The following is an 18,940-nucleotide window of genomic DNA, read 5'->3' as shown; positions in this document are numbered from 1 at the left end:
TTAAATAATAGTTTTATGTCCTTCTAAAGCATTTACGTATTAATTAATTTTAAAAATTTATCAAGGATTTCGTAATAATTGCTTCACAAAAATGTAACATTGCTGTAATATTTATGAAATAAAAGTGAAATAGAAAGAAGCCAGTAAAATGCAAATCAACAAAAAACATCGGCTAGCATGGGTACTAGGAATAGCTTGCTTAATATTAGGTATTCTAATAATTCAACAACTCTATTATCAATCGACACATTTTTGGACAAATACCACGATTGATAATATCAATATTAGCCACCTCAATTATCAAGAGGCAGTTAAAAAAATTGAGAACCAACGGGTGACACCAAGTTATACTATTAACGATTCCCAAAACAAGAAGGTGTTAGCTAGTAAAAAGTTTAATAACATTCCAGTTACCGATTATGAAACGCAATTGAAGTATCGACTAACTGAACAAAGGAATCGACTATGGTGGTCGATTAACCATAGTACCAAACAATTTAAAGCTTTAACTTTATATAAAAAAAGCGCCCTGCTTTCTGCTATAAAAACAGATCAACCGTCTTTACAAAAACATTTAGAAGCAATTAATGCTTCACGGACCATGCCTCAAAATGGAAAAGTAATGATCCAAGATGGAAAAGTTTCTTTATTGTCCGCTCACTCTGGTAATCAGATATTGGTAAATCAGACCGTGGAAAAAGTTAGTGATAAACTTTTAAATACACCTAATAAACACGTTGAAATTACTGCCCCATTACTTTCTGAAACATGGAGTGGAAAAACCACGGCTAAAAAAATCAGATTACTATTAAAAAATCAGTTTACGTTTCGAGCTAAAGGACACCAAATTACTGGTCAAGTAAGTGATTTAATAGAAAATGGAACGATTAGTAAAGATGGTCCATCAATCGACTTAAAGCCCGCCTATAAATTCATTAAGCGTTTTAACCATAAATACACACTTTCTGGAGCACAAAATTTAACCTTTACAACAGTCCAAGGCAAACAGGTATCTTTTAGTAACGCTGAGGGCACTCTAGGTTGGAGTTTAAATACGGATAGTGAAGCACAACATCTTATCCAAAGTTTACTGGCAGGAAAAAATAATGTTTCAGCTAAAAACTTCAATCAGGCTAATCAAACGCTAAATCAAAAAAATTGGCATAAAAAAATAGCTAATTCCGATCATATCGAAATAGATTTAACGCATGAACGACTATATTTAGTACAAAATCAAACAGTGGCGCAAAAAATTCGGATTAACACTGGATCTCCCAAGATTAATATTGCTACCCCAACAGGCGCTTATTTCATTAAATTCAAAATTGCGCCTATAACTATGCGAGGTTATGAAAAAAATGGAGAACCATATAAATCTTATGTGCCACAAGCAGACAATTTAACCGATGACGGGATATTTATTCATTCCGCTCCATGGGTACAAGCCTCTGTATTTGGTAATCCTAGTCAGCGTTACAATCATGGCTCTAACGGTTGTATCAACATTCCACCTAAGGATATGGTGAAACTATATCAAAAAACAACCGTAGATGAACCAGTAATTATCTATGGACAAGGTTAATCCGTTTGGAATCTATCTCCAATTAAACATATAAAAAATAAAAGAAGGACATCCCTAAAGGACGTCCTTCTTTTATTTTTTATTTAATTTTTAGTTCGCTACTAACCGCCTTAGTGAGATCTTCAACTAATTTTTCTCCACTTTGTTCTGTTTTATTTCCAGTAGACATTATCGCAATCGTACAGCTATTCTGACCAGTTCCAATCTGTCCCATACTATTAATAATCCATTTACCATTTGGCATTTGCTTCCAACCATTTTTCAAACAAAAATGCTTAGAACCGACTGATATCCCCCAGTTTTGGTCTTCAGCTACATGACCCATCAAATATTCAATATAACTTCTTGAAGTATCACTAATATAATTGCTTTGATAAAAAATTATATTAAGTGTTTTAATTTGATCAAGCGGTGTCGTAGCCGTCAACGCCCATCCAGTGGTCAAAGCTACCGATCCATCCATTCCAACATTACTGAAGTACCTAGCTAAGCCACTATATCCACCAATTTGATTATAAACATTAGTAGCCGCATCGTTGTCACTATGCTCCATCATCTTTTGAATCACAGCTTGTTCGTTAACATCTAGACTCTGACCAGCTTTATGTTTCTGATGCAAAAGTTCTACTAAAAAATCGGCTTTAATAATACTAGCAGAAGGATAAGTGGTTCTTTTACTATTAGTTGTTTGATAAATATGGTTATTCTTTTTTGAATAGATCGCGACGGATACTTCTGCATCAGTATTTTCAAGATAAGGACTTAACCGCCCGTTTAAAACTTTCTCATCATTGACCTTAGATGTAGTTTCTTTAGTTTTTTTAATAAGATTTCTTTCGGCACGACTAAATGCACGTTCTTCCTTTTTTTGCTTTGCGATAAAGTCACTGCGCATTGCATTAACAGTATGAATGTCATTGATTTTTACTGCTTCTAGTATTATCGATACTATCACAATCAGTGCCAAGAGTGCTTCTAGTAAAAATAGAACCAACCCTCGATTATTAAATAACTTTTTCAATTCCTCAACCATAAGTATCGTATAGCCTCGCTACTTTAAATTTACTCTTCTCACTTTATCGGATAGAACATCAGTACATTATAACTATATACCCGATTAGTGTAAATAATTTTCTAGCGCTTATCTGGTTCTTTGAAGACCTACGATAATGAAAATTGATCCAATAATAATTAAGGTTCCCCAGTCTAAATAAACTTTTATTATTAAAATAAAACTAACTAAAAGAGCAACACTAATGCTGTAACCATTTAGTTTGAACCAATTAAACATTTTTGTAATATATCCCCTTTTTAATAAAAAAATGATCAACTACTCATTCATCACCTAACTATACCGTTTGCTTAACCATCCTAGCATTAAATTATGATTCATCCCCGTTTTTATTGTGAGATTTGTTTTTCAAAGTATTATCTTAAAAAGCTAAAAATAAAAAAGAGCCCTAAAATTAGCTTAACCAGTCCTAATTCTAGAGATCATTTTTTAAATTAATTTTTATTCACTTTAGTAAATCAAAAGTTCATCCGTAACCCTTTGGGATAGAAGTTTTTAACCGTACCTTGTACTAACTTACCAGGTCCAACCACTGTATCATCTACAGCTACGGCTACCCAACCTTTACCAGCAGTAGTTGTCGACAGAACGTCGCCATGCACATATTGACGCCACTCCTCATCTGTAATTTTAACAACTTGTTGGAATTCATCAACGGGGAGGGCCATTAAAAGGCTCTGGCTGGGTTCAAAACGATTTTTCTTAAATTCTCCCAGCTCTAATCCAGGCTTGATATACCTTAATCCTTCTAAATCTAAACGCTCACTTTGATAATATAAGCGATCTTTTTGAACCATTAAATGAGCTAAATCGAAATAATTTGAATCTTTCAAAAATGCTTTAGCAAAAGTCTCCCACAATTTCACCTGGGTCTTGTTTAGGGACTTTGAATTGCTTGATTGTTTCTTTTTCTTCTTAGCTCGGGGCTTTTCAGTGGGCGTCTCCATCCCGTGGTTGACCAGTTTTGCCATAAAATGTCCTTCACCCTGAAAATGATGAGGGAATAAACGTACCGCCTTGGTTAGTTCTGGATTGCCGTCGGCCCACTCTGGACGCCCTGCATCCATGTCATCTCGTTTAGGGACATCCACCAATGCTAGATTTTCGTAGTTATCTAATAACCAAGCGATAATTTGTTCATCTTCTTCAGGAGCAAAGGTACACGTCGAATAAACTAAAGTTCCCTTAGGGGCCAACATCTTCATCGCGCTCTTTAAAATTTCTCTTTGGCGATTAGCGCACTCAGATGGGTAATCTTTATTCCAATATTCCATGGCTGCAGGATCTTTTCTAAACATTCCTTCCCCAGAACAAGGCGCATCCACCACAATCACATCGAAATAATTGGCAAAACGATCTTCCATTCGATCAGGTGACTCATTTAAAATCACTGCATTCTGAATACCAAAGCGTTCAACGTTCTCAGCCAAGATTTTAGCTCGGCCTCGATTGATTTCATTAGAAACTAATAACCCTTGTTGATCCATGAAACTAGCTAAATAAGTAGTCTTTCCACCTGGTGCGGCGCACAAATCTAACACTTTTTGACCTGGTTTAGGATGGGCTAATTCACCGACCAGCATGGCACTTGGTTCCTGGCTGTAAACCAGTCCACTTTGATGATCGATGGTTTTCCCCCGTACTTTACCAAAATAGCCCCAAGCTGAATAACCCACAGATTGTTGCATTGCATGTTCATGAAGATGTCCGTGATATTTAAGCGGATTAATCCGAAATCCCTTTTGAACAGGATTATCGAAGCTCGCTAAAAAAGCTTCGGCTTGATCCCCAAGTAATTTTTCATATTTTTTCTTAAAATCAACTGGTAGTTGCATTTTTAAATATTCCTTCTATTCTTTATTCATTCGCCATAAAACTGGACTTAATTATACAGAAAAAAAACGGGTTGAGCCACCTTAACAATTCATTTAACTTCCTAAAGTACTCTAGTTTTTTAAATTTAACCATGTTAACTTATAAGTAATACAGAAAATAGTAAAAGGAGCGATCAAATGCATCAAAAATTAATCACTCTTGATTTAGATGGCACCACCTTAAATTCAAGTAGTCAACTCTCACCTCAAACCATTAAAACTATCAAAAATGCCACGGCAGCTGGACACATCGTTTCCATTGTTACGGGACGACCTTATCGCATGGCTCGCGATATTTACGATGAACTTAGCCTTAAAACGCCGATGGCGAATTTTAATGGGGCTTTAACACATATTCCTCACCAAAAATGGGATGGTGAATATTCCAGAACCATCAACAAAGCGGTCGTCTACGATCTGATGAAGCATAAAGATGACTACGGTATTCAATTACTTGCGGTTGAAAGTAAAGATTCATTTTTTGCGGATCATGCGGCTCCCGCTTCATTTGAATTTTTTCCTCATGAAATTTCCAATGACCAAATTTTAACCGAAAAAACGCTAAGAACTAATCCAACTTCGATTACGATTTTAGTGGAACCTAATAGTGCTCAAAAAGTTAAAAATCAATTACTACACTATTATGGTGAATATATTACTGTCGGCGTTTGGGGCGGACCCCAAAGTGTTCTGGAAATCGTTTCTAAAGGTATTCAGAAAGCCAAGGCGGTGGCCTACCTAGCAGATTACTATCATATTGATCGACAGGATATAATTGCCTTTGGAGATGAACATAACGATGCTGAAATGCTAGATTATGTAGGACGTGGAGTGGCAATGAAAAATGCTACAGAACGAATTAAGGGAATTGCTAATGATATTACTGAATTTGATAATACCGAAGATGGTGTTGCAAAGTATCTCAATGAATATCTCGGTTTAGCCGAATAAAAAACTTCAAAATCACTGATCTTTCAGTTGATTTTGAAGTTTTTTTATTATTTTTCGTCGCTCTTTAAAGTTCCGGCAACTGAATAATGATTTTTTGACATTTCATTTAGCACAACATGCACGTGTTCTGCTGGAGCCCCCGTGTTTTTAACGACGGCTGCGGTAACGTCTTTGACTAGTCCACGAAGTTGGTCTTCATTCCGACCTTCGATTAAATCAATATGAATTAATGGCATCTTTATTTCCTCCTTAAATTATCCATTTAAACCCATATATATATTCTCATGAAACAGAAATAATTCAAAGTACTTTTCTGTGTGATAAACTATGATTAAGTAATTTACGGAAGAAGGTCCTTATTATCGACAATAAATATTCTGCATGTACAAGTTTTTTAGCTGGTAAAGCAGCTACGGCTGATGGATCAACCATCATTGCGAGAAATGAAGATGCTAAATCAGCTTGGCCCAAGCATTTTACCGTTCATCCTCATGATGAAGCAGCTAATACTGAATTTAAATCTAGTGATAACCAATTTACGATGTCCCTTCCCCCAGTGCGAGGAAAATATACCGCCACTCCGGAATGGACCACTGAATTCGGCTTGTTTGAAGAAGATGGTATCAATGAATATGGGGTAGCAATGAGTGCCACCGAGAGTGCCTACACTAATAATCGAGTCCTCGGTTATGATCCCTTAGTTGAAAATGGAATTGGTGAAGAGGCAATGGTTACAGTTACTTTGCCCTATATCAAATCTGCTCGGGAAGGCGTGAAATACCTCGGCGCTATCATTGAAAAATATGGTACCAACGAGACTAATGGAATTCTTTTCTCCGACGCTAATGAAGTTTGGTATATGGAGACTGCAGGTGGACACCAGTGGGTTGCACAACGGATTCCAGATGATAGTTATGCGGTAGTTTCTAACCAACTTTCTATTCAAGAAGTTGATTTTGAAGATCCAGAAAACTTTATGTTTAAGGCTGATCTTAAACAATTTGTTGCAATGCATCATTTAAATCCCAACCCAACCAGTTTTAATTTCAGAAACATTTTTGGTTTAAATGATCTTTCTGATGAATATTACAACACTCCTCGTGTTTGGGAAGGACAGCGGATTCTTAATCCAGAAATTACCCAAAGTCCAGTTAGCCATGACTTACCATTTATTCGTAAGGCCAGCCGATTAATTCAAATTGAAGATGTCCAACAAATTTTAAGTTCTCATTATGAAGGAACGCCATATAACCCAGTTGGAACAGGCTCAGAAGCTGAAAAACATCGTTTCCGTCCTATTAGTCTTCCAGCTACTCAAGAGTCTCACATCTTGCAAATTAAGCCTAATCAACCTATTGAAGTTGGTGGAATCCATTGGTTAGCCATGGGGGTTGCGGCTCAAAGTGTATATGTGCCGTTTTTTGCAGGGATGTCGGAAACGCCTGAAATGTATCATCATGGAGCTAAAGTTTACACTGCCGACTCTGCCTATTGGGTTTTCAAACTGGCTAGTGTCTTAACCGATGCGCATTATAAGGAGTTCGTAAAAGAGTTAAATACAACTCGTTCAAAAGTTAACATTCAAATGCGGAATCAACTGCATGATTTTGAACAACGAGCTTTAGAATTATCCGATACAACCGCCCTAGAAGAATTATTAAATCAAGCTGGAAACGAAATTAGCGCTACAGCAATTCAGGCTTTTCAAGCCTTAAGTGCCAACTTAATTACTAAGTCAACCGACTTATCACCATTATATTACCAACACAATGAAGAACTTTAATCAATCGTTTAGGAGCGTCTCTTCTGAGGCGCTTTTTATGTTTTTAAATTAAATCTGATTAAAATTACATTACCTCGATGAACTGGAGTTGGACATTATTATAAATAAACTTGTGCATGACAAAATCATGTGGATTGCCTTGGGCGTATTTTTAGTTAGTTGTCTGCTAAGCCCTTTACAGTTAGGTGACATTAATTGGAAAACCATTTTTGCTCTATTTGCTTTAATGGTGGTGGTTAAATGCTATGAAGAACTCCATTTATTAAGTTTTGCCGCTAGTGTATTAATTCAAAAAGCCACCAACACTCGCCAAATTGTAAGGATGCTGGTTTTACTATCCTTTTTCAGTGCCATGTTGTTAACCAACGATGTCGCGATTATTACCTTACTACCACTTTTATTTATTATCAGCGAAAAAGCACACCTAAAATTGGTTATCCCTACTATTTTAATTACCATGGCAGCTAATTTAGGAAGTATGTTGACTCCTATGGGTAATCCGCAAAATCTCTTTATTCTAAACTACTATCATTTGAGCATTATCCAGATGTTGACAATGGCTCTAGCAATCAGTTTAACCAGTCTTTTATTTTTAGCTAGTTGCTTGCTTTTAGTCCCTAAAACCCCACTTCAGGGTGTGACTATTAACGTTCCTGCAATTAATCTTAAACAAACCATCATTGCTGGGTTGGTTACCGTGATCGTCTTGTTAGGAGTCTTCTCCATCTTGCCTCTTGAGGTTATGCTCATTAGTGCAATTGGTTTAGGTCTGTTAATTAATCATAACGTGTTCGATAAAGTAGATTATGGCTTATTAATCACCTTCCTGTTCTTTTTTATGGCAGCGGGTAATCTAAGCCGCTATCCGATTCTCACACAGACCCTGCATCAATTACTACAATCCAGTACTTCAATCTATCTTAGTTCAATTTTTAGTAGTCAAATTATTAGTAACGTACCTGCCACCATTCTCCTTTCCAAGTTCACTAATGACGTTTATCCTCTCTTTTTGGGCGTTAATATTGGTGGATTAGGAACTCTAGTGGCTTCACTAGCTAATTTGTTAGCCTACAAACAATTTCGTATTCGTCACTCAGAGCCTTTCATGTTACGTTTTTCAATTTTAAATTTGGTCGGTTTGGTACTTTTAGGCCTTGTCGGTTGGGTATTAATTGTCTTTTTTGAATAAATAAAAAACCTCAAAATTTATAAATTTTGAGGTTTTATTTTACTTTTTTTGATGTCTACCAATGCTAGTTGGACGTTTTTGACGTCGTTTTTTCCAAATAAAATAGCCGCCAACTAGTAGAATCAAAACTACTAAGAAAGTCATCATCCCACCATGGCTATTTCGATATTCAATATCTGAACCACTATTTGAATCAGATTTAATTGTAGTAATAATCCGACTTTTTTTAGCTTTATGAACTTTTTCTTCCGAACTGCTCTTACTGCTGCTCGATGAAGAATCTTCTTCGTCCGTGTCATCACTATCATCGCTATTATAATTATCATAAGAATTAGTTGTTCTATTAGGTTTAACGTAGTAATAATAAGTACTTTGCTTACTACTTACTCGTGAACTAGCCTTAGATGTACTATCAGATTTGGCACTAGACTCGCTATTAGTTTGCGAATTCGCTTTATCATGGTTGCTATTAGTTGACACTGATGAACTAGCTTGGTGACTCGCCGAGGTGCTTGTATTAGAATTGGTGGCTCCACTATTATTCGGTTTAGTTGATGTTGAAGAATTATTAGTTGCTGGTTTAGAACTACTAGTTACTGGTGCAGAACTTGACTGCGTAGCAACTGCCGGCTGATTTTTTTCAGGCATGACCTTACTCCCCCGCTGTAACTTAAAAATTAAATTTCTGAAAAATTCATATTACTATTTTAGCATATTTATAATCCGAGAAACCTCAACCGGTACTATATTTTATAGTTCGGTTAACAAAAAATGAATTGATATATTTTTACAATATTTTTTAGCTTAGTTTAACCTTTAAGGTTTGGTCTGATATAATTTAATACAGTGACTACTTATGAAAAGGAAATTATTATGAACGAATATAAAGATTTACAAGATCGTCAAGCCCACATTCGAAACTTCTCAATTGTGGCCCATATAGATCATGGAAAATCCACGTTAGCCGACCGAATTCTTGAACTAACAGAAACGGTTGCTAAGCGCGATATGCAAAATCAATTACTGGATACCATGGATCTTGAACGTGAACGTGGAATTACTATCAAATTAAATGCCGTTGAATTACACTATACAGCAAATGATGGTGAAAAATATATTTTCCATTTAATCGATACCCCAGGACACGTAGACTTCTCCTATGAAGTATCTCGTAGCTTGGCCGCCTGTGAAGGCGCCGTCTTAGTGGTCGATGCAGCTCAAGGAGTGGAAGCACAAACTTTGGCTAACGTTTATCTTGCTATCGATGATGATTTGGAAATTGTACCAGTTATTAATAAAATTGACTTACCTGCTGCAGATCCTGAACGGGTTAAAAATGAAATCGAAAATGTAGTTGGCTTAGACGCCAGCGACGCCGTGATGGCTAGTGCCAAACAAGGCATCGGAATTCCCGAATTACTAGAACAAATCGTTGAAAAAATCCCGGCTCCAGATGGTGACCTAGATGCTCCCTTACAGGCATTAATTTTCGACTCGAAATACGATGATTATCGTGGAGTTGTTTTGAGTGTTCGTTTATTTGAAGGGATGGTTAAACCTGGCGATAAGATTAAGTTGATGAATAGCGGTTCAGTTTACGAGGTTAACGAAGTGGGTGTTAACTCTCCTGATCCTTTGAAGCGTGACTTTTTAATGGCTGGGGATGTCGGTTACTTAACGGCCAGCATTAAGGACATCAAAGATACTCGTGTTGGTGATACAGTTACATTGGTCAAGAATCCTGCGGCGCAGCCTTTAGAAGGTTATCGTGAAATGAGTCCAATGGTTTATTCTGGTCTATATCCTACCGATAATGCTAAATATAATGACTTACGTGAAGCACTTGAAAAACTACAACTAAATGATGCCGCCTTGGAATTTGAACCTGAATCTTCGCAAGCCTTAGGTTTTGGTTTCCGTTGCGGATTCTTAGGTCTACTTCACATGGACGTGGTTCAAGAACGATTAGAACGAGAATTCAACCTCGACTTAATCACGACGGCACCATCAGTTACCTACCGCGTCGAAATGACGGATGGGTCTGAAAAGATTGTTGAAAATCCTTCTGAAATGCCTGATGCTTCTAGCATTAAAAATATTAAAGAGCCTTACGTAAATGCTAGTATTATGGTCCCTAATGAATATGTCGGTGCTGTAATGGAATTATCGCAATTCCGTCGGGGAATTTTCGATACAATGGATTACATCGATGAAAACCGAGTGAACGTTAAGTATGCCCTTCCCCTTTCAGAAATTATCTTTGATTTCTTTGATAAGTTGAAGTCTAGCACTCGTGGTTATGCTTCGCTCGATTATGAACTCGGTGAATATAAAGTTAGCGACCTGGTTAAGATTGATATCTTATTGAATGGCGAACGAGTGGATGCTTTGAGTTTCATCTCTCATCGTGACTTCGCGCAACAACGTGGTAACGAAATTACCGCTAGTCTGAAAGAAATCATCCCTCGTCGAAACTTTGAAATTCCAGTCCAAGCTGCAATTGGAAATAAAATCATTGCTCGTACCAACATTCGAGCTTATCGTAAAGATGTTACTTCCAAGATTCACACCGGTGATCCTGACCGTCGTGCTAAATTGCTGGATAAACAAAAGCGTGGTAAGAAACGAATGAAATCCGTTGGTAAAGTTGAAGTTCCTCAAGAAGCCTTCATGACCGTTTTGAAAACTGATACTGAGGGAAAGGGCGGTAAATAAGGATTATTGAGTTTGAAAAAATGCCATAAATGTTAATTTTTCTGCGAATTTCCTGCATAACTCATTTTTTAGATGTTTTCGCAGAAAATAAATATAAAACAAAAAAGCCTATCTAATCATTAATTTGACTAGATAGGCTTTTATTTTGTAATCGATTATTTTTCCTACACCTGTAGTTTAAGTGCTTTTGAATCAGCTACTATACAAACATACCTTATTTTTATACTGCTTTCGTTTACATTCTAAGGTTGTTCTTTTACTTGATGTTTTGAGCATAAAAAAGAGCGGTCTAGCGTCGTGTTCAGGACGGTTTTAAATTATTTTTTCGTTTTAAAACTTTTATAAACTTACTCTACTATCTGTTGCCTTCATTATACATTTTCACAATTTTAAATTGACTATCCTGTTCTCAGAAAATATCAAACCAAGAACTGATAATAAGCCTGCTAGAACTTGCCACGAAGTTGGGCCTCGTGGAGGTTTTGTTTCCAGAGTTCGTATATATTCGAAAGTGCGATCGATTGCCACCCACTCCGAAACCTGAAAATAAATGATCGAAGTGACAACTTTAAATTACGCGGTACTCTCGAAGTTAATTCGAGGATATTTTTATTTTTCTTCTAGAAAAACAATATGTTCTTCTAAAAGAATCTATTTGTAACCAAGACTCGACATATAATTTACTATCTTCGTAATATTTATTAATGTTTAATTATCATTAGTTTCTCCTAAAACAATCATTACGTAACTTAGTTTGTTTTTTGTTAAATAACCAATCAGGATTGTTCTCTCGTTGCGTATTCCCTTTACATTCCTCTTCATTTTTGTAAGCCTCTTCATTGTTGACCTAAGTACAATACGTCATCTATTACATTTTTACTTATTTCATGTATACTCTAGTTAAAGAAGGTGTTCACAATCAATTACTATAATGTTTTACTGCATACTATAATCGAAAATTCTAATACGAGACGACCTACTATTGTAGATCCTTCTAAAATTCGCCAACACTCTAATTTAGATAATCAAACATTTGTTGAAGCTTTAGTTTCGCTTGAAAAACTTGGATATATTGAGCTATGTTACAGAAATAAAAAATTAGTCGGTATTTTTATTACTACTTTAGTTCCAATTAAATAAATTTCTTGGTAATAACCTTTTTTACTAAACATTTTTATCTTTTCTTGTATAATATCTATTTGAGGAGGTGCATCAAAAATGAAGATAAATACTCCGAACGAGTTGCCTCGAGTAGATATTATCGATAGATCTAAAAATCGTTTATACGCTAGGCATGAATATTCAAACGGATTAATATTAGTTTCAGAAATAACGCCCGGTAATTTAAAAGTATCATCAAACTATAAACTTTTAAAAGAATCCGATGGTACATATAGTCCTGACTTTGATTCACCAAACTTCGATTTTTACGAATGTCCTCGTGTAATCTAAGACAATAATAATCATTTAAAACAACGTAATTGATACGGTGTTTTTTTAATCTCTGACTAAATCAACTAAATCCTTTAAATATGAGTAGTAAAAATAGTTGAAGTGAATGCTAATAACTGTTACGAGTAGTCCAATATAAAGTAATACTTTTCCACTCTGGCGATTTGCAACGGTTCGATTCCGTTAGTGGAATTAAAAATTTATCTCTATAAAAATCTAATTTAAAAAAACCGATATCTGAATATATTGTAAAATTTATAAAGTCTTACTTATACCCCAAAATAGTATTTCTAATTAAATCCTTCACCGTATTTTCTAAACATTTTAAATCTTAGCTTAATACTGTCCCTCAATAATAATCGTTTAATCCCGCTAACATTATGAATATATGTTTCAAAACATATTATTATGTTTAAATAAACAATCATGATATATTTCTTCCTGTACTATGTTGTTTTATATAATGTAACTTCGTTTTTCACTTAAGAAAGAGGTGTCTTTATGTTTAAACATACAAGAAAACTGCAATACAATGCCAAACCAAATCATCCAGACCCAATCATGGCCAGACGCTTACAGGAGGCGCTTGGTGGACAATGGGGGGAAACTACAGGGATGATGTCATATCTTTCGCAAGGTTGGGCATCAACTGGTGATGAAAAATATAAAGATTTATTATTAGATACTGGTACAGAAGAGATAGCTCATGTTGAAATGATTTCAACAATGATTGGATATTTACTTGAAGAAGCACCATTTAGTGCTGAAGATTTAAAAAGAGATCCATCATTAGCAGTAACCATGGCAGGTATGGACCCAGAACACGCTCTAGTTCATGGTTTAAATGCTAGCCTAAATAATCCCAATGGCTCAGCATGGAATGCAGACTATGTAACATCAAGTGGTAATTTAGTTGCTGATATGCGATTTAATGTCGTCAGAGAATCAGAGGCTAGGTTACAAGTCAGCCGACTCTATTCTATGACTGAAGATGAAGGTATTCGTGATATGTTGAAGTTCCTGTTAGCCCGCGAAACTCAACACCAACTTCAATTTATGAAGGCACAAGAAGAACTTGAAGAGAAGTATGGAGTCATCGTGCCTGGTGATATGAAAGACATTGAACATAGTGAATTTAGTCATGTTCTGATGAATTTTTCAGATGGTGATGGTTCAAAAGCTTTTGAGGGACAAATCGCAAGAGACGGAGAAAAATTCACATATCAAGAAAATCCTGAAGCTATGAGTAGCATCCCACATATTAAACCTGCTGACCCCAAATTACACAATGATCAAGGGTAAATAATTAAAATTTTAAGGTACTTTTTAATTTGCTCTAACAATTAATCATTCATAATTTTTATCCAAATAAAAAGGACGATTCTATTTAGAATCATCCTCAAAATATTATATAAAATAGCTAATTACTTATGTGTAGCTTTTAGAATCCAAGAAACTATAGCTACTAGAATAACAGCGCCAATAATTGATGGTATTAAAGCCATACCAGCTAATGAAGGCCCCCAAGTACCCAATAAGCTTTGTCCTAGCCAAGAACCAACCAAACCAGCAACAATATTGCCAATCCAACCAGCAGGCATGTCTTTACTTGTAAGAGCCCCGGCAATAACACCAATAATAGCACCTACAATCAATGTCCAAATAAGTCCCATCTGTTCACGCCTCCTTCCCTAACTAAGTAAAATTAATGTTATCAAAGCTAAATAATATAAACAAGTAAAAGGCCTTATGCCTTATAACTTTCATTTTATAACAATAAAAGCTGGATGTTTGTCATTTAAGTTTCTTTTTGTTACTAACGGTGTTAAAGCTGTTCAATATTTTTCTATCTCATATTAGTAATTTAAGTAAGTTTTACCATTGGAATTGGATCATTTACACAGCCGCCTTTAATTAAATTAAGGTCTTTATTACTTTGATTTAATTTATTTTTGTTTCCTTTACTTTGTGGATTAATGACAACATTAATCTCGGTCTCAATTTCATCGACTAACCAATATAGAGTGGGTCTTGGCGCTTTTCTTCTTTTAGTCGCCTCTAAATACGTGGTCTGAATACGTGAGCTTGTCAAAACCTTAGCCGAGTTGAACAGTTCCTCATCAAAGGTCCCGTAAGCAACCAAGCGGTTAACTACCTGCTCTACCAATTTACTATTAACTCCATCAATTCGATTTGCAAGGCTATTTTTAACAAGTGGTGTCCACTCCAAAAAATATCCCCTTTTATAAATCGCTGAAAAGATAAAAATCGTGGTTAAAACTCCTTTAGCTCCAAATTCTCCCATAATAGCTTCCGTTTTTTCATTTACATTAAAATCAACGTCAAATGGAAAATAATCTAAGCCCGCTTTTGTTGGTCTGGCCATTAAGGCACCTCCTATGATTAAAAAGATGTACTCATAGTTAGTAACGTTTTAAAAGCTAAAATGTAAACTAAAAATATACTTTTTAACAAAAAAACTTTCCAACTAAAGTTGAAAAGCTTTAAATTATTTTGTGATCCAGCCGCCATCAACAGGGATAATTGTTCCCTGTAAGTAACTCGCCCCATTACTAGCTAAAAATGTAGCAACTCTGGCAACTTCTTCAGCTCCAGCCCAACGTTTTATAGGCACTTCTTTAGCGACAGACTTAGCCATCTCCCCACCATTTGCAAAATCTTTTGCATTCATCGGTGTATCAATACATCCTGGAGCAATGCCATTCACTCGAATTCCTCGCTCAGCCAAATCTAGTGCTAATTGTTTAGTAAATCCAATAACGGCATGTTTTGACGTTGTGTAAGCTATACCACCACCGCCAGCAACCATTCCAGCAATTGAAGCCATATTAACAATAACGCTACCTTCAGCTAACAGCGGTAAAATCTTTTTAGTTACATTAAACATTGTTGTAACATTTGTAGCCAGAATTTTCTGCCATAAATTGATCGAAGTAGTTTCAATTGGCTGATAATCGTCAAGTACCCCAGCTGTATTTAATAAAATGTCTACTTTACTTATCTTATCAATTACCATATCTAACTGTTTTTCATCAGTCAAATCCACTTGGTAATAACCAAAATTGGTCGTATATATTACTTTTAATTGCTGCATTTGATCTACATTGCAATCGAGTCCGATTACTTTTGCGCCTTGACCCAAAAATTCGCGAGCTTGAGCAAGCCCAATGCCAGAATTAGCTCCTGTAAGTAAAACATACTTATTCTTTAACTCAGGATAATTAGCCAATTAATCCACAACCTTCCAATCGTCTGCCAACACGTCGCAAACGGTAGGTGCGAAGCTAGAATAGCCTTCGCTAGTCGTTTTAATTAACATATAAGGAGTTATGGGAATATTATTAAATTTTTGATCTTTGACTACTAAGATAAATTCTTCATCGCCATCCCACTGTTCACGAATTGCTTTACCATTATTTTTTAAAATAGGTAATATTTTTTCAAAAGTCATTTATTCAACCTCTTTTTTATTTATATAAGTCAACTTTAGTAGAAATTAAGTAGATTAAAAACGCGCCTATTACCATTGAGGCAATTTCACCCGCAGCCAATATCCAATAAGTCGGAAACATGGGAAGATTGCTGTATAAGTGCATTTCTAAGTCTACCAGTAACATCCCCGGTAACTGGCAAATTGTCGCAATGGTAAATTTACCAACCAATGACGTAACTTTGCGTGTGCAAAAGTACGTTAGCGTTGTTCCAATTAGGGTTCCAGCCGTACCAAAAAGCATATCAATGGGCCCTAATGGACTAAATACATTCACAATCAAGACCCCTAACGTAACTGCAAAAATATAGCGTTTGTTAAACGCCGCCAAATGGTTAAACATTTCTGAAAGTCGCAGTTGAACTACGCCAAAACTGATAGGTGCTAGTGCAAGGGTAATGGCCACGTAAAGAGCCGCTATGATGGCCGTAGCGGAAATATTTCGATTAATCTTATGCATATGTAACTCTCCTAGTTTTAGTTTGAGGCGGGAGGATATTTCGAACCACCGTGTGTGTTGGTATCAGATAAAATTTAATATCAACACCTTTAATCTTAACTTTTAGTTGAAAGAATGTCATCTTTAGTTTTATTTTTGATTTCACTACCCTAAGCAAAATATTATATTCTCTCCTCTACTTTTGGTAAGCTAACCTTAATAAGATAGGTTTCACAAAATATAAGGGAGGGATTTTTATGCAAACCAAAAGTAAATGGATTCAATTAATTATTGCGGTAGTTGGAGTAGAACTAATCGGCTCATTATCTGGATTATTAGCTGGTGACATCAAAGCCATCTATAATAGCTTTACTTTGCCACCATTCTCACCACCAGATCGTTTGTTTGGTATCGTGTGGCCAATTTTATACTTAATGATTGGTATCGTTGGCTACCTAATTTTCACAGTTAGAAGTAACTACCGCAAAACAAACCTAACATTATTTATTGCCCAACTTTTCTTGAATTTTATTTGGAGTATTGTATTTTTCAACGCAAGTAGTCGTTGGACCGGACTATTAATCATTCTTGTATTAGACGCACTAGTATTCTTTTGTATCAAGGAATTTTATAAGAGTAGTAAATTGGCAGCCTACTTAATGATCCCGTATTTCCTTTGGATTTTATTTGCTACTTACCTAACCTTAGGAACAGCCATCCTTAACTAACCTTCTGTTATTGCATCATTTGATTGTAAAATTATTAATTTACTTGTAAGCGTATTTTTAGGTATATTCAATTAACTTTGCTAGAATTAAGTTGTTCCAAAAATAAGAGACTAAAGGAGGATTCAACCATGAAAACACTAGATGTTATCGCACTTGTTCTATTGATTGTCGGTGGCTTAAACTGGTTATTAGTTGGTATTTTCCAATTTGATTTAGTAGCTACACTTTTTGGAGGTCAAGCAGCAATCATTTCTAGGATTGTATATGTTTTAGTTGGTATTAGTGCCATCTACTGTCTTAAATTTTTTGGTTTGATTAGTGCTCAACCAGAAAAAAAGAATGATAATAACTATTAAAAAAAACGCTATAGATGGATGAGTAATCTACATACTCACCTTGTATAGCGTTTTTTAGACTCAAAAAAGGCGTGCAAGAATAAAAATCTTGCGCGCCTTTTTTCTAATTCATAAACTTATCAAAGAAACCACTCTTACCATGACCAGAAGGTTCTTCACCACTAGCTTTAGCAAATTGTTTCAAGGCTTCCTTTTGTCCGCTGTTAAGCTTCTTAGGTACAGTGACCTTAACTTTAACATGTTGGTCCCCAGTTCCATTACCACGTAAACGTGGGGCTCCCTTGCCTTTCAAACGGAAGTTAGTTCCCGTTTGAGTACCAGCTGGAACCTTTAATTTAACCTTACCATGTACGGTTGGTACTTCAATTTCGTCACCCAAAGCTGCTTGAACAAATGAAATCGTTTGGTTGTAATAAATTTCTGAACCATCTCGTTCATACATATCGCTTGGTTGAACTTGGAAAATAATGTATAAGTCCCCATAAGGGCCTCCATTAAATCCAGCTTCTCCTTGACCTTGGAGACGCATTTGTTGTCCATCTTCAACCCCAGCAGGAACCGATACCTTAACTTCGTGTTGTTGAGAAGTATGACCTGTACCACCACAAGTAGGACATTTTTCTTTAATTTCCTTACCCGTACCATTACATACATCACAAGTTTGTTGGCGAACCATTCTACCAAGTGGTGTATTTTGGGTTACTTGAATCGTACCCGTACCATTACACTTATGACAAGTTACGGGAGAAGTACCTTCTTTAGCACCAGATCCACCACAAGTTTTACATAGGGCTTCACGAGAGTACTTGATGGTCGTCTTCTTACCAAAGATAGCTTCCTCAAATTTAAGGCTCATTTGGTATTGCAAATCTTCTCCCTGGCGTGGTTGATTTGGTGATTGGCGTTGTCCACCACCAAAGAATGAACCAAAGATATCTTCGAATCCACCACCAAAGTCACTAAAACCACCTTGGCCGCCAAATCCACCGCCACCAAAGCCAGCATTCGGATCAGCTGAACCAAATTGATCATATTGAGCACGTTTTTGAGAGTCACCTAAGACTTCATACGCCTCATTGACGTCTTTAAACTTCTGTTCGGCATCAGGTGCTTTATTGATATCTGGATGATACTTTTTAGAAAGCTTACGATAGGCCTTCTTAATTTCATCATCAGACGCATCCTTACTAACGCCTAGAATGTCATAATAATCTTTATTTGCAGCCATATTCATCCTCCATGATTTCTATTAGCTTATCTTAACAGATAATCATGCAAAAAGGTCAAA

19 protein-coding genes are annotated in these 18,940 nt (G+C 36.0%); 9 read left to right on the top strand and 10 right to left on the bottom strand.

Going from position 1 to position 18,940, the window contains the following annotated elements:
* Window positions 1–148: 148 nt before the first annotated feature.
* A complete protein-coding gene (locus IV86_RS02830; RefSeq protein ID WP_002834582.1) occupies window positions 149–1,582 on the top strand; it encodes a L,D-transpeptidase family protein in 1,434 nt (477 codons plus the stop codon).
* 79 nt (window positions 1,583–1,661) lie between these two features.
* Here the strand turns inward: IV86_RS02830 and IV86_RS02825 are convergent, their stop codons facing one another.
* Window positions 1,662–2,615: a serine hydrolase gene (locus IV86_RS02825; protein WP_056979337.1), complete on the bottom strand. Its 954-nt coding sequence runs from the start codon at window positions 2,613–2,615 to the stop codon at window positions 1,662–1,664.
* A gap of 497 nt (window positions 2,616–3,112) precedes the next feature.
* Entirely contained in the window at window positions 3,113–4,489 is a 1,377-nt protein-coding gene (locus IV86_RS02820; RefSeq protein WP_002833643.1) for an RsmB/NOP family class I SAM-dependent RNA methyltransferase, read from the bottom strand.
* Between the two features lie 177 nt (window positions 4,490–4,666).
* Here IV86_RS02820 and IV86_RS02815 point away from each other — a divergent pair, with 177 nt between their 5' ends.
* Entirely contained in the window at window positions 4,667–5,479 is an 813-nt protein-coding gene (locus IV86_RS02815; protein WP_029257940.1) for a Cof-type HAD-IIB family hydrolase, read from the top strand.
* A 47-nt stretch (window positions 5,480–5,526) separates the two neighbouring features.
* On the opposite strand, the gene IV86_RS02810 is transcribed toward IV86_RS02815, so the two are convergent.
* Window positions 5,527–5,715 carry a 2-hydroxymuconate tautomerase gene (locus tag IV86_RS02810; RefSeq protein WP_002833641.1) on the bottom strand — a complete coding sequence of 63 codons (189 nt, stop codon included), beginning with the start codon at window positions 5,713–5,715 and terminating at the stop codon, window positions 5,527–5,529.
* A 125-nt stretch (window positions 5,716–5,840) separates the two neighbouring features.
* Between IV86_RS02810 and IV86_RS02805 the strand changes: the two genes are divergently transcribed.
* Window positions 5,841–7,262 carry a C69 family dipeptidase gene (locus tag IV86_RS02805; RefSeq protein ID WP_133281359.1) on the top strand — a complete coding sequence of 474 codons (1,422 nt, stop codon included), beginning with the start codon at window positions 5,841–5,843 and terminating at the stop codon, window positions 7,260–7,262.
* A gap of 88 nt (window positions 7,263–7,350) precedes the next feature.
* A complete protein-coding gene (locus IV86_RS02800) occupies window positions 7,351–8,451 on the top strand; it encodes an SLC13 family permease (RefSeq protein ID WP_036673057.1) in 1,101 nt (366 codons plus the stop codon).
* Between the two features lie 39 nt (window positions 8,452–8,490).
* Here the strand turns inward: IV86_RS02800 and IV86_RS02795 are convergent, their stop codons facing one another.
* Window positions 8,491–9,099: a hypothetical protein gene (locus IV86_RS02795; protein ID WP_056979336.1), complete on the bottom strand. Its 609-nt coding sequence runs from the start codon at window positions 9,097–9,099 to the stop codon at window positions 8,491–8,493.
* A gap of 225 nt (window positions 9,100–9,324) precedes the next feature.
* Between IV86_RS02795 and lepA the strand changes: the two genes are divergently transcribed.
* The 3 genes from lepA (at window position 9,325) to IV86_RS02780 (ending at window position 13,920) form a co-directional block, all read left to right on the top strand.
* Complete coding sequence (gene lepA, locus IV86_RS02790) at window positions 9,325–11,166, top strand: translation elongation factor 4 (RefSeq protein ID WP_002833634.1); 1,842 nt, start codon at window positions 9,325–9,327, stop codon at window positions 11,164–11,166.
* Window positions 11,167–12,384: 1,218 nt separating this feature from the next.
* Window positions 12,385–12,618 carry a hypothetical protein gene (locus IV86_RS08755; protein WP_029257935.1) on the top strand — a complete coding sequence of 78 codons (234 nt, stop codon included), beginning with the start codon at window positions 12,385–12,387 and terminating at the stop codon, window positions 12,616–12,618.
* 501 nt (window positions 12,619–13,119) lie between these two features.
* Entirely contained in the window at window positions 13,120–13,920 is an 801-nt protein-coding gene (locus IV86_RS02780) for a manganese catalase (RefSeq protein ID WP_002833633.1), read from the top strand.
* A gap of 122 nt (window positions 13,921–14,042) precedes the next feature.
* Here the strand turns inward: IV86_RS02780 and IV86_RS02775 are convergent, their stop codons facing one another.
* The 5 genes from IV86_RS02775 to IV86_RS02755 form a co-directional block, all read right to left on the bottom strand.
* Window positions 14,043–14,291 (bottom strand): GlsB/YeaQ/YmgE family stress response membrane protein, encoded by a 249-nt coding sequence (locus IV86_RS02775; RefSeq protein WP_002833632.1) that lies wholly within the window; start codon window positions 14,289–14,291, stop codon window positions 14,043–14,045.
* A gap of 191 nt (window positions 14,292–14,482) precedes the next feature.
* Window positions 14,483–15,004, bottom strand: a complete 522-nt coding sequence (locus IV86_RS02770; RefSeq protein ID WP_002833631.1) for a DUF4373 domain-containing protein — start codon at window positions 15,002–15,004, stop codon at window positions 14,483–14,485.
* A gap of 123 nt (window positions 15,005–15,127) precedes the next feature.
* The gene (locus tag IV86_RS02765; protein WP_002833630.1) at window positions 15,128–15,868 is read right to left on the bottom strand and encodes a 3-oxoacyl-ACP reductase; all 741 of its coding nucleotides are present in this window, start codon (window positions 15,866–15,868) and stop codon (window positions 15,128–15,130) included.
* Window positions 15,869–16,090, bottom strand: a complete 222-nt coding sequence (locus IV86_RS02760; protein ID WP_002833629.1) for a DUF2829 domain-containing protein — start codon at window positions 16,088–16,090, stop codon at window positions 15,869–15,871. It abuts the gene before it with no gap.
* Between the two features lie 16 nt (window positions 16,091–16,106).
* Window positions 16,107–16,589, bottom strand: coding sequence for a QueT transporter family protein (locus IV86_RS02755; protein ID WP_002833628.1), 483 nt, complete (start codon window positions 16,587–16,589; stop codon window positions 16,107–16,109).
* A gap of 236 nt (window positions 16,590–16,825) precedes the next feature.
* On the opposite strand from IV86_RS02755, the gene IV86_RS02750 reads away from it, so the two are divergent.
* Entirely contained in the window at window positions 16,826–17,296 is a 471-nt protein-coding gene (locus IV86_RS02750; RefSeq protein ID WP_002833627.1) for a TspO/MBR family protein, read from the top strand.
* Between the two features lie 128 nt (window positions 17,297–17,424).
* Window positions 17,425–17,652: a DUF378 domain-containing protein gene (locus IV86_RS02745; RefSeq protein ID WP_002833626.1), complete on the top strand. Its 228-nt coding sequence runs from the start codon at window positions 17,425–17,427 to the stop codon at window positions 17,650–17,652.
* 103 nt (window positions 17,653–17,755) lie between these two features.
* Here the strand turns inward: IV86_RS02745 and dnaJ are convergent, their stop codons facing one another.
* A complete protein-coding gene (dnaJ, locus tag IV86_RS02740; RefSeq protein WP_002833625.1) occupies window positions 17,756–18,880 on the bottom strand; it encodes a molecular chaperone DnaJ in 1,125 nt (374 codons plus the stop codon).
* Window positions 18,881–18,940: the final 60 nt, after the last annotated feature.

This window comes from Pediococcus pentosaceus, from assembly GCF_001437285.1.
In the GTDB taxonomy this organism is placed as follows: Bacteria; Bacillota; Bacilli; order Lactobacillales; family Lactobacillaceae; genus Pediococcus; species Pediococcus pentosaceus.
The sequence above is the reverse complement of the archived record's forward strand: the minus strand, read 5'-3'. Positions and strand labels throughout refer to the sequence as shown.

Coding starts and splice junctions, on each gene's coding strand:
- IV86_RS02825 (WP_056979337.1), bottom strand. CDS start 2,615: ATGGTTGAGGAATTGAAAAAGTTATTTAATAATCGAGGGTTGGTTCTA.
- IV86_RS02820 (WP_002833643.1), bottom strand. CDS start 4,489: ATGCAACTACCAGTTGATTTTAAGAAAAAATATGAAAAATTACTTGGG.
- IV86_RS08755 (WP_029257935.1), top strand. CDS start 12,385: ATGAAGATAAATACTCCGAACGAGTTGCCTCGAGTAGATATTATCGAT.
- IV86_RS02810 (WP_002833641.1), bottom strand. CDS start 5,715: ATGCCATTAATTCATATTGATTTAATCGAAGGTCGGAATGAAGACCAA.
- lepA (WP_002833634.1), top strand. CDS start 9,325: ATGAACGAATATAAAGATTTACAAGATCGTCAAGCCCACATTCGAAAC.
- IV86_RS02775 (WP_002833632.1), bottom strand. CDS start 14,291: ATGGGACTTATTTGGACATTGATTGTAGGTGCTATTATTGGTGTTATT.
- IV86_RS02830 (WP_002834582.1), top strand. CDS start 149: ATGCAAATCAACAAAAAACATCGGCTAGCATGGGTACTAGGAATAGCT.
- IV86_RS02745 (WP_002833626.1), top strand. CDS start 17,425: ATGAAAACACTAGATGTTATCGCACTTGTTCTATTGATTGTCGGTGGC.
- IV86_RS02770 (WP_002833631.1), bottom strand. CDS start 15,004: ATGGCCAGACCAACAAAAGCGGGCTTAGATTATTTTCCATTTGACGTT.
- dnaJ (WP_002833625.1), bottom strand. CDS start 18,880: ATGGCTGCAAATAAAGATTATTATGACATTCTAGGCGTTAGTAAGGAT.
- IV86_RS02815 (WP_029257940.1), top strand. CDS start 4,667: ATGCATCAAAAATTAATCACTCTTGATTTAGATGGCACCACCTTAAAT.
- IV86_RS02780 (WP_002833633.1), top strand. CDS start 13,120: ATGTTTAAACATACAAGAAAACTGCAATACAATGCCAAACCAAATCAT.
- IV86_RS02795 (WP_056979336.1), bottom strand. CDS start 9,099: ATGCCTGAAAAAAATCAGCCGGCAGTTGCTACGCAGTCAAGTTCTGCA.
- IV86_RS02755 (WP_002833628.1), bottom strand. CDS start 16,589: ATGCATAAGATTAATCGAAATATTTCCGCTACGGCCATCATAGCGGCT.
- IV86_RS02750 (WP_002833627.1), top strand. CDS start 16,826: ATGCAAACCAAAAGTAAATGGATTCAATTAATTATTGCGGTAGTTGGA.
- IV86_RS02760 (WP_002833629.1), bottom strand. CDS start 16,090: ATGACTTTTGAAAAAATATTACCTATTTTAAAAAATAATGGTAAAGCA.